The 12,143-nt window shown below is 48.4% G+C and carries 12 protein-coding genes; 10 read left to right on the top strand and 2 right to left on the bottom strand.

The genetic code is table 11. The features are described 5' to 3' along the window. A partial coding sequence (locus HMPREF1548_RS29800; protein ID WP_021634192.1) for a hypothetical protein occupies window positions 1-1,820 on the bottom strand: 1,820 nt, incomplete at its 3' end. Between the two features lie 568 nt (window positions 1,821-2,388). Between HMPREF1548_RS29800 and HMPREF1548_RS02765 the strand changes: the two genes are divergently transcribed. From HMPREF1548_RS02765 to HMPREF1548_RS02790, 6 genes are all read left to right on the top strand, one after another. After that, window positions 2,389-3,375, top strand: coding sequence for a reverse transcriptase family protein (locus HMPREF1548_RS02765; RefSeq protein WP_021634194.1), 987 nt, complete (start codon window positions 2,389-2,391; stop codon window positions 3,373-3,375). Between the two features lie 21 nt (window positions 3,376-3,396). Continuing rightward, the gene (locus HMPREF1548_RS02770; protein WP_035320765.1) at window positions 3,397-4,008 is read left to right on the top strand and encodes a metallophosphoesterase; all 612 of its coding nucleotides are present in this window, start codon (window positions 3,397-3,399) and stop codon (window positions 4,006-4,008) included. 74 nt (window positions 4,009-4,082) lie between these two features. After that, window positions 4,083-4,520: a VOC family protein gene (locus HMPREF1548_RS02775; protein WP_021634196.1), complete on the top strand. Its 438-nt coding sequence runs from the start codon at window positions 4,083-4,085 to the stop codon at window positions 4,518-4,520. A gap of 123 nt (window positions 4,521-4,643) precedes the next feature. After that, window positions 4,644-5,399, top strand: a complete 756-nt coding sequence (locus HMPREF1548_RS02780) for a MerR family transcriptional regulator (RefSeq protein ID WP_021634198.1) — start codon at window positions 4,644-4,646, stop codon at window positions 5,397-5,399. Window positions 5,400-5,461: 62 nt separating this feature from the next. Continuing rightward, window positions 5,462-6,196, top strand: coding sequence for an ABC transporter ATP-binding protein (locus HMPREF1548_RS02785; RefSeq protein WP_021634199.1), 735 nt, complete (start codon window positions 5,462-5,464; stop codon window positions 6,194-6,196). Beyond that, window positions 6,183-6,926 carry an ABC transporter permease gene (locus HMPREF1548_RS02790; protein ID WP_021634200.1) on the top strand — a complete coding sequence of 248 codons (744 nt, stop codon included), beginning with the start codon at window positions 6,183-6,185 and terminating at the stop codon, window positions 6,924-6,926. The genes HMPREF1548_RS02785 and HMPREF1548_RS02790 overlap by 14 nt, the downstream gene beginning before the upstream one ends. A gap of 44 nt (window positions 6,927-6,970) precedes the next feature. Here HMPREF1548_RS02790 and HMPREF1548_RS02795 read toward each other — a convergent pair whose 3' ends face one another. After that, window positions 6,971-8,041 (bottom strand): methyltransferase domain-containing protein, encoded by a 1,071-nt coding sequence (locus tag HMPREF1548_RS02795; RefSeq protein WP_021634201.1) that lies wholly within the window; start codon window positions 8,039-8,041, stop codon window positions 6,971-6,973. 860 nt (window positions 8,042-8,901) lie between these two features. Here HMPREF1548_RS02795 and HMPREF1548_RS02800 point away from each other — a divergent pair. From HMPREF1548_RS02800 to HMPREF1548_RS02815, 4 genes are all read left to right on the top strand, one after another. Then, window positions 8,902-9,840 (top strand): RpnC/YadD family protein, encoded by a 939-nt coding sequence (locus HMPREF1548_RS02800; protein WP_157065622.1) that lies wholly within the window; start codon window positions 8,902-8,904, stop codon window positions 9,838-9,840. 120 nt (window positions 9,841-9,960) lie between these two features. Continuing rightward, window positions 9,961-10,404: a DUF3788 family protein gene (locus HMPREF1548_RS02805; RefSeq protein WP_021634204.1), complete on the top strand. Its 444-nt coding sequence runs from the start codon at window positions 9,961-9,963 to the stop codon at window positions 10,402-10,404. A 467-nt stretch (window positions 10,405-10,871) separates the two neighbouring features. Further along, the gene (locus HMPREF1548_RS02810) at window positions 10,872-11,303 is read left to right on the top strand and encodes a MarR family winged helix-turn-helix transcriptional regulator (protein ID WP_025487730.1); all 432 of its coding nucleotides are present in this window, start codon (window positions 10,872-10,874) and stop codon (window positions 11,301-11,303) included. Next, window positions 11,288-12,118, top strand: coding sequence for a pirin family protein (locus HMPREF1548_RS02815; RefSeq protein ID WP_021634208.1), 831 nt, complete (start codon window positions 11,288-11,290; stop codon window positions 12,116-12,118). Before HMPREF1548_RS02810 ends, HMPREF1548_RS02815 begins: the two co-directional genes overlap by 16 nt. The last annotated feature ends 25 nt before the right edge of the window (window positions 12,119-12,143 follow it).

Here is a 12,143-nt window from a genome sequence, read left to right on the forward strand (position 1 = left end):
GTATTGGAGTGTATGCTTCCGCCCGACATATCCAGCATGGAGCCTTCCGCCAGGCTGACGCCGCCCCCGGACTGCAGGGCGCTGTTCTCTGAAATATCCGTTCCCGGCCGGATAAGTAGCCGCCCCGGAATACAGCAGATGCCGCCGCCGTGACCACCGAAACCATTTTCTTTGGCACCGGCCCGGTTATTTTGGACGAGCACTTTGCCCTGAAGCGTAAGCGTTCCGTTTGCCGTATTGCAGTAAATACCGCCCCCGTTGCCGATACGGCAGGTATTATTAGTGATGGAGGACGCATCTGTAATCAAAAGGGATGCGCCGCCTCCTCCGTTCCAGATAGCGCCGCCGCTGTTATTGATAGCGGTATTGCCTGAAAATGTGCTGTTTTCCACGGAGGTATCCAGCGTCCCGCTGCCGGAAAAGAGGCGGAGGGCGCCGCCCTCGTAACCGGCCGTATTGGAGAGCAGCCTGGAATTTATAAAACGGACGGTTCCGGTGCTGCCGCTGCTGTAATATATGGCGCCGCCGCTGTTGCCGGCCTCATTTTCCGCAAAACGGCAGCCATCCGAGAGAAAAAAGGTTTCGGCCTCGCTTCCCAGGAGGATAGCGCCGCCGCTGCCGGAGGAGCAGTTGGAAAGGAAGCTGCTGTCGGCGGCAGTGAAGGAACAGGCGGACAGGCCGGCGTACAAAGCAATGGCCCCGCCGGAGGCCGAGGCCTGATTTCCCTCCAGCAGACAGCTTTGAAGATGGATTTCGGAGGGGTGTGCCAGGGAGCGGTTCTGAAGCCACAAACCGCCGCCACTGCCGGAGGCGTCTGTGGTGGCTGTATTTTTTGTCAAGCTGCTGTTTTGGGCGGAGAGGGAAAAACCTGCGTCGGAAAGCAGATAAAGCATTCCTCCTGTACCGGCCGTATTTTCCCTGAATACGGTACCGTCGATGCTGATGGAGACGGGCTGCAAAACTGCTGTCAGACAGACTGCACCGCCGTTATTGGAGGCCCTGTTTGCCGATATCGGAGACGTGGTGGATATTTCAAGCCGATCTCCCGCATTGGCGCTGTAGAAGTAAACGCCTCCGCCATGATATGCGCTGTTCCCGGCAAGCAACATGCTTCCTGTAAGCTTCAGAAGCGAGGATGCCGCCCCGCCGCCGCGATAGCCGGAAAAAAAGATGCCGCCGCCGGAGGAAGAAGCGCTGTTCCCGGTAATTCTCACCTCATCGCCTATGGTCAGGGAAATGCCTGCGCCCGATGTGAGGGAGTGGCAGCAGATGCCGCCGCCGTTTGCCGCCGAATTGTCCGCAATGACTGCGTGATCTGAAAACTCCATACGATCATTGGAGGTCCCGGGAAACATGGCGGCAGCGCCTCCGGAGGTTTTGGACACACAGCCTGTAATCCGGGAATTGCCGTTCATTACAAGTAAATTGGCCAGGGCGGGGGCAGGCTGGAGACAGACGCCGCCGCCTTCCGCCGCAGAATAATTGTTCCGCAGGATACAGCCGTCCTCCAGATAGAGAGAGCCACCGTTTACGCAGATCAGAGAACGGTTGGTGCTGTCGGATGCGGGATGGGAAGCCATATCCCCGTCCAGAATAATGTTGTTCAGATGCAGGGAAGCCCCCGATGCGACACGGAACAGGTTTTGGCTGTGGCCGGCGGCTTTCGTCAGAGCAAAAACATCCGGGAAAAGACTGCTTATGGTAACGTCACGGCCGACTTCCAGTTGTTTTGTAACAGGGATGTCGGCCGTCAGCTGAATGGAAGGGTCTGTTCCGGCAAGCGCTGCCGAAAGTTCGGATTCATTGGAAACCTGTGCCATAGGATATCACCTTTTTTTACATAATACCCTATTGTATGCAGGAGGCGCATAAAAAGAGCCAGTTTCAGGGGAAAACAGAACAAGCAGGGGGAGTGCCCGGAATGGTTTCAAAATAGAGCAACGGCCGATGCCCGGGGCGTGAAGTATAATGATGGCGAACTGAGCAGCAGATGTAAAACAAGATGGTAAAACCTGACGGACTGTGCTAGAATAAAACAAAAGCCGGCCGGCAGCATATCCGGGAAAATATTTTCCGGCCTGACGGGGAGTCCCCGCCGGGAGTTAGAAACAGTGGGCATGCAGAATACTGCACCCGTAATCCGCTCCAAAGTACATCCGCACACTTCCGTGTGCACACCGCCTTCGGCTGTACATTTCCGCAGCTTACGGTATCGGTGTATTGTGCCGTCCGGCTTATCAAAGCTATGAGCAACGCGTGAGGATAAAAGAGGAACTGCATGGGATGCTCACATGCGGTTCCTCTTTTTGGTTTTTACCGTGAAAATATTTTCCATGCTGTCAAGTATTTTTATTGTCCCTGTTTTTCACGAAAGGAGGAGGCTCCTGTATGTCAAATTCGCAACTTTGGAAATACTGTACCAAAGAACAATGCCAGGACTTTATCCTTTCGCTGGATCTTGTCCCTCACAGCGCCGGTATGAGCAGGGAAAAGCAGCTTGCCTGTCTTTATATGCTCAGCAACCGTGGTGCGGAGAATTACCATAAGGAGATTCTGACAAAAAAGGATGGCGGGACAAGGACGCTTATGGTTCCCTGCAGCCTACTGAAGGCCGTGCAGCGCAATATCCTGCACCATGTGCTGGAGCAAAGGCCCGTATCGGACTGCGCCAGGGCCTATCGGAAAGGCACGGACATCCTGGCCAATGCCGGGCCGCATACCGGGAGAAAGCAGGTGCTCAAGCTGGATATCAGCCATTTTTTTGACAGTATTCTCTTTCCCAGGGTTATCAGCGCCGCCTTCCCGGATACGCTGTTTCCTCCGGCCGCCGCCGCGCTTCTGGCAAACCTGTGCTGCTGCCGGGAACGCCTGCCCCAGGGCTCTCCGGCTTCCCCGGCCATCTCCAATCTGGTGATGCGCCCCTTTGATGAATCCATGAGGCGCTGGTGTGAAGCGAGACAGATCGTATACACCAGATACTGCGATGACATGACCTTTTCCGGAGATTTTGATCCCGCCGCTGTTTATCATAAGGTAAAAAGCTATCTGGAGGCGATGGGATTTTCCTTAAATGAAAAGAAAACAAAGCTCCTGAAGGACGGCGTACGCCAGAGTGTGACGGGAATTGTGGTCAATGAAAAGCCCCAGGTCTCCAGGGATTACCGTAAAAAACTGCGGCAGGAAATCTATTACTGCATGAAATATGGCGTAACAGGGCATCTTGAAAGGCTGAGGGAGGAGACCGGGAATGCGGTGGAGGAGCAGAGGTATATATGTTCTGTCCTTGGAAGAATTCAGTTTGTGCTGCAGGTGAATCCGGAGGACAGGGAATTTGCGGAATACTGCAGGATATGGAAAGAGCGGTTTGTAAAATAATCGGAAAAAGGGGACTGCGTATTGAGGTATTATATTGCGGATCCGCATTTTTATCATAATTCGCTGAATTATAAGATGGATAAGCGGGGATTTGAAAGCGTGGAGGCAATGAATGAATACATGCTGAGACGGTGGAACCATAAGGTGCGGATGAATGATGAAGTTGTTATATTAGGGGATTTGTCGGCGGGAAGTGCGGAGGAAACAAACCGGCTGCTTGACAGGCTGAACGGCCGCCTTTACCTGATATTGGGGAATCATGACCAGTTCCTTGTGGATAAGCATTATAATTCCGCCCGGTTTGAGTGGATAAAGCCCTATGAGGAGCTGAATGACAATAAGCGGAAGGTGGTGCTGTGCCATTATCCGATTATGTGTTACAATGGACAGTATCTTCTGGATAAGGACGGGAACCCCAGAACCTATATGCTTTACGGCCATGTGCACGATACCCACGACCAGCGGCTGGTTGAGATGTTCCGGGAGATTACGATAAGATATCCATCCAAAAATCCGGATGGGGAGGAGCAGAAAATCCCCAGTAATATGATTAATTGTTTTTGCATGTATTCCGATTACGAGCCGCTTACATTGGATGAGTGGATTATCTGCAACCGAGGCAGGGGAAAATGAGTATTTAATTCAGGCTGTTATAAAGGCCACGCAGTATTACGGCGGGCCGTAAATATAAAAGGAGGGTATTTTTTATGGAAAAACAGGTTAAAGGGGTGGCACATGCAGCATTTAATGTGTCGGACATGGATAAGGCGGTTCAGTTCTACCATGATGTTTTCGGCTTTGAGAAAGCGTTTGAGATGGCGCATCCGGTGACAGGGGAGCCGTGGATTGTATACCTCCATGCCGGCGGCAGCCAGTTCATCGAATTATTCTACGGAGGGGTTAACCCTCAGGAATATAAGGACGGCAACATCGGTTATTCCCACATCTGCTTTGAGGTTGAGGATATTAACAAAACCGCGGAGCAGATTGTAAAGGCTGGAGCCGTACTGGATTCGCCCGTGTCCCAGGGGCTGGATAAAAACTGGCAGTGCTGGACCCATGATCCGGACAACAACCGGATTGAACTGATGCAGATGGAGGAAGAATCCCTGCAGAACCAATTCTTAAGAGAACATAAACTGTGACGGAAGGGAAAACCTGATGCGGCGCGTCTGCTGCATCAGGTTTTCTGCTCCTCCCGGAAACCCTCCATTATAACACCAGACTGTTCCGGTTATGCTAAGGTAATACCGTAAGGAGGCGCTGCAATGAATACCTACAGGACATCGGAAGTTTCTGAAAAAATCGGGATACATCCCAATACGGTGCGGCTGTATGAGGAGCTGGGACTGATTTCCAGGCCCCAAAGACAGGGCAACGGCTACAGGGTTTTTACCGATCTGCATGTGGAACAGTTCCGTCTTGCCAGGCTTGCTTTTCAAATTGAGGTAATGCAGAATGGGCTGAGGAAAAAAATAATTCATATGGTAAAAGTGTCCGCCGCCGGAGATTATGATACGGCGCTGGAGCTTACCCGGGAATATATAGACCAGGTCAAAACTGAAATTGCCAATGCGGAGGAAGCCATTGAAAGCGTAAAACAGATTCTGCATGGGGAAAGCTGCGGGAACACCTGCTTTTTAAAACGCAAGGAGGTGTCAGAACAACTGAATATTTCAATGGATACCTTGAGAAACTGGGAAATGAACGGCCTCCTGACTGTAAAACGAAGAAAAAACGGGTACCGGATTTATACGGAGGAGGATATCAGACGGCTGAAAATCATCCGCTCCTTAAGATGTGCGAATTATTCCCTGGAGGCTATTTTATCCATGCTCAGCCAGTTGGCCGAAGATCCGGATCTGGACATAAGAAAAGCGCTGGACACACCGAGACCTGATGCGGAAATCATCGCGGTGTGCGATAAGCTGATAACCTCCCTGACATCTGCAGAGGAAAATGCATGTCAGATGCTTTGCATGTTGCAGAATATGAAAAGAAGGTTTGGAAAACCCTCCAGTTAACCACCAGTGTTTGCTTCCGTGCTATCCTTGTCCCTGTAAAAATACGAAGAGGAGGCAATGATATGCAGGAAGTAATCAAGGTGGAACAGCTTACCAAATCCTATGGCGCCTTCCGGGCGGTTGACGGCCTGAGCCTGTCTGTGGCACGCGGCATGGTATTCGGGCTGCTTGGCGCAAACGGTGCGGGAAAGTCCACAACCATTGAATGTATGCTGGGCACGAAAAAGCCGGAAAAGGGAAGCGTCACCATATTGGGAAGCAGCCCCACGGCGGACAGGAAGGCGCTTTTTGAAAAAACAGGCGTTCAGTTCCAGGAGAGCAATTATCAGGAGCAGATCAGAGTGGCGGAGCTGTGTGAGGTAACTGCATCCCTGTACCGGGATGCGTCGGATCCTGCGGCGCTGCTACAAAGGTTTGGGATTGGGGATAAGGGAAAAAGCCTGGTAAAGGATCTGTCCGGCGGACAGAGACAGCGGCTTTTCATCGTCCTCGCGCTGATTCCCAATCCGGAGGTGGTCTTTCTGGACGAACTGACCACCGGCCTGGATGCGAAGGCCCGCCGGGAGGTATGGAAAATACTTTCCGATTTGAAGGAAAAGGGCCTGACCATCTTTCTGACCTCCCATTTTATGGACGAGGTGGAGGCTTTGTGCGATCGTATCTGCATTTTAAAAAAGGGAAAAAGCGTCTTTTACGGAACAGTTTCCGAGGCGGTGGAAAAAAGTCCCTGTGAGAAGTTTGAGGATGCATACCTTTGGTATACGGATGAGGAGGAAACGGCCCATGAAAACATTTAAAACCATGCTGAAAACTGAACTGAAGCTGTCGCTGCGCGGGATGGACATGGTCATTTTTGCGATCTGTGTTCCGCTGGTGGTCCTGGTTATTCTGGGAATCATTTATGGCGATAAACCTGCCTTTGAAGGCGCCGGATACAGCTTCCTGGAGCAATCCTTCGGTGCGCTGGCTTCAATTTCCATCTGCGCCGGCGGTGTTATGGGCCTGCCGCTGGTAATTTCGGATTACCGCAGCAGAAAAATACTGAAACGATATCAGGTAACCCCGGTCAGCCCGGCCATGCTGCTGTTTGTGCAGGTGACAATCTATACTCTCTACGCCGTGGTGTCCCTGCTGTTGCTGTATTTTGCGGCCGCACTTTTCTTCGGATATAGGTTCCGCGGGTCGGTGCTCAACTTTGCCGGAGGCTATCTGCTGGTGCTGGTGTCCATGTTCAGCATCGGCATGCTGGTGGGCGGGGTTGCCCCGAATACCAAAATGGCGGGGGTGATTGCCAGCGTTCTGTATTTCCCCATGTTGATTTTCTCCGGGGCTACCCTTCCTTATGAGGTAATGCCTGCGGCCATGCAGAAGGCAGCGGATATTCTGCCGTTAACGCAGGGAATCAAGCTGCTGAAGGCCGCTTCCCTTGGGCTGGGGGCGGAAAACGTGCTGGTGTCGGTGATTGTGATGGCGGTGATTGCTGTGGTTTGTATTGGCGTAGGAATCCGGTGGTTTCAGTGGGAATAGGGCATTGCCCTGTTCTCCTAAGTTCTTTTTTGTTCAAATCCTGGTTAGGATGATTTTCTCGCTTTAATGACAAAAACCGTGGGCAGCATCAATGCCTTTCTTCCAAAATCATCCTCTGCCGCCATCGCTTTTTCTCTGTCGGTCTGTTCCGTCAGCTTTTCGATGACAAAGCCGTTATCGGCCAAAGCGTTAATGTACGTACTCAACATACGGTTGGACAGCATAATCTCCTTGTCACTCATTTCAGCGCGATACCATTCTTCATTAAAATAGGAATTACTGAAAATAAGTCTGCCGTTTTCCACCGAAACACACTTATGTATCGGATGTGACCAACCGAAGACGAATACGCCGTCTTTTTTTAAATAGGAATGGATATTCTGAAAGGTTTTATCCAAATCAGTAGTCCAGCCTATACCGTAAACGGAATATACCAAATCAAAATAATCAGCTGGCAGCCCGCATTTATCCTCCATGGGGGAGCAGACGAGCTTTGCATTGATTTTGTGCGCTTCAAGAAAATCTTTCGTGCGTCCAAGCTGACTTGCAGATATATCCAGCCCCCACAGTTCTGCCGCCCCATTATCAGCGGCATATTTTAATGAACGGCCGTTGCCGCAGCCAATCTCAAGAACTTTTTTTCCGGAAAGATTTCCAAGCAGATGCAATTTGTCTTCTGAGGGGAAAAAACTGCCCCAGTCCGGCAGGGCAGTCGCCCCCAGGAACTCACTGCCTATTGTGCTCCAAAACTCATTATTTGTTTTATGCGCTTCGGAAACCTCCATTTCCACATTATCCACCTTACCTAAAACCCTGCCGCCGACAATGTTCTTTTTCATTATCTCCGCTTCTTTTGCAAGCGCCATCATATTTTCCTCTGCTTTCTTTTTGTAATCAGCATCGGTCAGCCTTTCCCCTGAAAACAATTCGTTAAGATCTGTTTTCAGAACTTTACAAACCGGCTGCATCAAGGACAAATCGGGCATTCCGTTGCCGCATTCCCATTTGCTTATGGTTTTGTCGCTGATGCCAAGAATATCAGCAAATTCACGCTGGGTTAAATTCTGCTGCTTTCTCATTTCAGCAATAAATCTGCCTGTTTTTACCTGATTCATGCCGACACCGCCTTTCTTGGAAGGATTATATGATAAGTGGCCGGGTAATCACACCCACGAAGCGTAGAGTTTGTATTATCCTGGGATTATATCATAGCAGTACAACGAAGTTAGTGTAAAATTATAGTTGGCAAATAGAATAAGATATTTTAGTTATGTTAACAAAAATAGGAAGCAGAGAATAAATCGCTACTTCCCAACCGCACAGTTTTTCTTTATGATGTTAATTGTCGAGAAAAACATGGAAAGGAAACTGTGAGATGAATACTATTGTAAACGAGGAACTTATATCATTCAAGGAGTTAGAGAAAAAAATTTATTCCCGCGAGCAACGAGCCAAGTAGCCATGCTTGCATGGATATTTGGCGACTGCCGCGAGGGTCAAAGACCCCGTTACTTGCAGCGGGGTCTTTGATTCTTATGTGTGCAAACTTGCCAGGGGGATTACGGAACAAATCAGTAGCACCTGTGGTCAGGGCATCAGTGCCGGTGGTGCCCTGAACATGATGCAACGCCTTGGAACGGATTGATGGAGAAGAATTACATGCAGTAAAACAGATGGATGCAGACCAGACAGAGGGTAAGAAAGTCATACCGGTTCTCTTTGAAGAAATATCATTTTAGAAAAACAATAGAAAATTTGCCAACGTTTACCTGACACAAACATAAATCCAGGAACAGTTGAATACATGGGAAAACCGTGATAAAATAAACGCAAGCATAATTTTCTAATAAATCTTGGTCATGTGCCATCTGTTTACAAATCTCAATTCAGAAACTCTATGCTTATTATCCAACAAAGAAAGCAGGGGCGGATGAATGGGAAAGCCGCTCCGAACAAAAGCAGAAAGGAGCAGCTTATGACAGAAAAACTGCACGTAGTAAGAAACCAGAAGGATACGGTATTCCGAATGCTGTTTCGGGAGAAGAAGGAGCTGCTGGAGCTGTATAATGCCTTGAATGACTCGGCATATAACAGCCCGGAGAAGCTGACAATTTATACACTGGAAAATGCGATATACATGAATTTTAAGAACGACAGCTCATTCCTGCTGGATTCCGAGCTGAATCTGTATGAGCATCAGTCCTCGTATAATCCCAACATGCCGCTGCGTGATTTGGTTTATATCGCAAGGCAGCTTGAAAAATACACACGGAATGATACGATATATTCTTCTGCCCTGGTAAAAATACCGGTGCCCAGATTCGTTGTATTTTACAATGGTACGGATGTGCAGCCGGACAGGCAGACCCTGCGGTTATCGGATGCCTTTGAAAAAAAGACGGCGGAACCGGAACTGGAGTTGAAGGTCCTCATGCTGAACATCAACTTTGGCCATAACAAGGAGCTGATGGACAAAAGCCGGACACTGAGGGAGTATGCCCAATACGTGGATCGGGTCAGGAAATATGCGAAGCTGATGCGGATTGGGGAAGCGGTGGAACGGGCAGTGGCGGAATGCATCAAAGAAGGAATTCTGGAAGACTTCCTGTCGTCACAGAAAGCGGAGGTGATAGCGGTGTCAATTTTTGAATATAACGAAGAAGAGGAAATGAAAAAAATCCGTGCAAGCGAATATCGGGAAGGAAAAGCCGATGGAAAAGCTGAAGGAAAAGCTGAAATTGTAGCCATCATACGTAAAAAGGCAGGAAGAGGTCTTGATTCAGAGAAGATAGCGGAAATTTTGGAGATGGATCCCGATTATGTAAAAAGGATTTCCGATCTGCTGGTCGAGGATCCTGACAGATCCGATTTACAGGTGGCGGAAATTCTTGTCGGACAGAAAGAACCACAGTAAAATATAGAAGTGTTCTCCAATGGAACATGAATTAATAATTTTAAGAGAAAGTCCCGGTTTTCCGCCGGGATTTTTGTGTTACAATAAATTTAATAAAAAGGCGGTTTATGGAGGTGTGGAATGAATAACCTTGAAAAGGTCAGCCATGAGACTATGGTATTTATGCGGGGAAAATACAGGCTTGATGAAATCGGGGATGGCAGGGATGAACTGAAATTTAAACAGGGGCAGAAAACTATCCTTACCGTCTACACACACGAAGATAAATTTACCTTTTTAATTATTTTCGGGAAAAAAGAGCGGGAGGTCTTTGAAGCCCGGCGGGATGAATTTTCAAAGGATATCCTCAATTATTATGACGATGCAAAAACATATCATGATGGGAAGTGGATATTTATTGATGTAACGGAGCCTGCGCAGCTTGAAGAGGTGAAGCGGCTGATACAGATAAAGAAAAAGCCGAACCGTAAACCGTTACCCAAAGAAACGGCGGTTTACTCAAAATGCGGCCACCTCTGCGGATTACCGTTCTATGATTCATACTCAGGTGCATTATGCGGATGAGATTACCTGGGGAATATTGCCGTATGTTCCGTGGCAGTATGAGGGGCAGCAGGGATGAACATAGGGTGCAAAGGCAGCAGAAGTTTTTCTATTTACTGTCTGACGGCACTTTAAAAAAGCAAAAGGTGGTGGCGAAGCTGTTTGAATGATGCGGAGGTGCTTAAAAGAAATTAGATTTAGAATTTATTGAAATGTCGTAGCGGTCCAGTCCCTTCAAAGTTATGAAATATCTTTTATACAGACGAATAGCGGCAGCGTCCCTTATATTGGGGGTGCTGCCGCTATTCGTCTGTATGAACTATGTGTTTTCATCAAATGTCCATGTCCGCTTTTATATTTGCCTCCGTTGGAATCTTCCCCTTTATTCTGCGGTATCTGGAACGTTATAAAATAAAAAAACTATTCCCTTGTATTTTATCTCTAACTAGAGTATTATATATCTATGTAGAGATAAAGGAGGTATGATAATGGACGCGATTGAACTAAAAATTTTGATCGGACTTCACCGTGTCAGTAATGAAATAGACCGGAGGACAACAAGAATTGTCAAATGTTATGGGCTGAGCATGGGGCAGTTTGCTGTTTTGGAAGCGCTCTTTCACAAAGGCGATCTGACCATCGGACAAGTTCAGGAAAAGATTCTCAGCACAAGCGGGACCATTCCAGTTATTATAAAAAATCTGGAAAAAAGGGGACTTCTGATTCGTCTGCCTGATGCCGGCGATAAGAGGAAATGTATTCTTCACATTACAGAGCAGGGAAGCAGCCTGATTCAGCAGGTTTATCCGGAAAACGAAGCTATGATTATTGAATCCATGCACAATTGGACCAATGATGAAAAATGCGAACTATTAAAACTATTAAAGAAATTTGGAGGTGGAACATGGAAAGAAAAGTAATATATCAGGTAAAAGGCTCTCCGGCGGTAGACGGAGCCGGAGTCCATCTGGTGCGTGTTTTAGGACCTGATACTGTAAAAGAATTTGATCCTGTTTTGATGCTGGACTCTTTTGACAGCACCAATCCGCCCGATTACACCGCAGGGTTTCCCATGCACCCTCATAGGGGAATTGAGACAATCAGTTATGTTTCTTCCGGGCAGATGATGCATCGGGACAGCCTTGGGCATTCTGATACAATCAGCAGCGGAGAGGTTCAGTGGATGACTGCTGGCTCGGGGATTTTGCACGAAGAACTTCTTCCGGCGGCTGAAAGATTGCTGGGTGTGCAGCTCTGGCTCAATCTTCCGGCAAAAGAGAAGATGACATCGCCCCGCTATCACAGCATCAAGAACGGAGAGATTCCGGAGATTCCCCTGAAAGGCGGGATGCTCAGACTTCTTGCCGGGAAATATCAGGAACAATCCGGTTTTTCAGGGACACATCTTCCCTTTGACTACTATGATATCCACCTCAACGCAGGAAGCGAGATTACCCTTACCACAGAATCGGATCGTTCTGTCATGCTCTTTACGCTTACGGGGGAAATCATGATCGGAGAAATCGTTGTAGAAGAAAAAACTGCCGCTAAACTCTCATCAGGAACCAGTGTATCAATAAAGAGTTTACAGGAGCCGGCACAGGTGCTTTTCATGAGCAGCGAAGCATTAAACGAACCGGTGGCCTGGGGCGGCCCTGTTGTTATGAATACCCGGGAAGAACTGCAGGAGGCATGGAAGGAATTGGAGAATGATACATTTGTCCGCCGTACATAATTAGTGCCTGCTGATTAAGCCAGTT

It is taken from the genome of Clostridium sp. KLE 1755 (assembly GCF_000466465.2).
Taxonomy (GTDB): Bacteria; Bacillota; Clostridia; order Lachnospirales; family Lachnospiraceae; genus Eisenbergiella; species Eisenbergiella porci.

Excerpts from the sequence above, each read along its gene's own strand:
- HMPREF1548_RS02765 (WP_021634194.1), top strand. The coding sequence starts at position 2,389 with ATGTCAAATTCGCAACTTTGGAAATACTGTACCAAAGAACAATGCCAG.
- HMPREF1548_RS02775 (WP_021634196.1), top strand. The coding sequence starts at position 4,083 with ATGGAAAAACAGGTTAAAGGGGTGGCACATGCAGCATTTAATGTGTCG.
- HMPREF1548_RS02780 (WP_021634198.1), top strand. The coding sequence starts at position 4,644 with ATGAATACCTACAGGACATCGGAAGTTTCTGAAAAAATCGGGATACAT.
- HMPREF1548_RS02785 (WP_021634199.1), top strand. The coding sequence starts at position 5,462 with ATGCAGGAAGTAATCAAGGTGGAACAGCTTACCAAATCCTATGGCGCC.
- HMPREF1548_RS02790 (WP_021634200.1), top strand. The coding sequence starts at position 6,183 with ATGAAAACATTTAAAACCATGCTGAAAACTGAACTGAAGCTGTCGCTG.
- HMPREF1548_RS02795 (WP_021634201.1), bottom strand. The coding sequence starts at position 8,041 with ATGAATCAGGTAAAAACAGGCAGATTTATTGCTGAAATGAGAAAGCAG.
- HMPREF1548_RS02800 (WP_157065622.1), top strand. The coding sequence starts at position 8,902 with ATGACAGAAAAACTGCACGTAGTAAGAAACCAGAAGGATACGGTATTC.
- HMPREF1548_RS02805 (WP_021634204.1), top strand. The coding sequence starts at position 9,961 with ATGAATAACCTTGAAAAGGTCAGCCATGAGACTATGGTATTTATGCGG.
- HMPREF1548_RS02810 (WP_025487730.1), top strand. The coding sequence starts at position 10,872 with ATGGACGCGATTGAACTAAAAATTTTGATCGGACTTCACCGTGTCAGT.
- HMPREF1548_RS02815 (WP_021634208.1), top strand. The coding sequence starts at position 11,288 with ATGGAAAGAAAAGTAATATATCAGGTAAAAGGCTCTCCGGCGGTAGAC.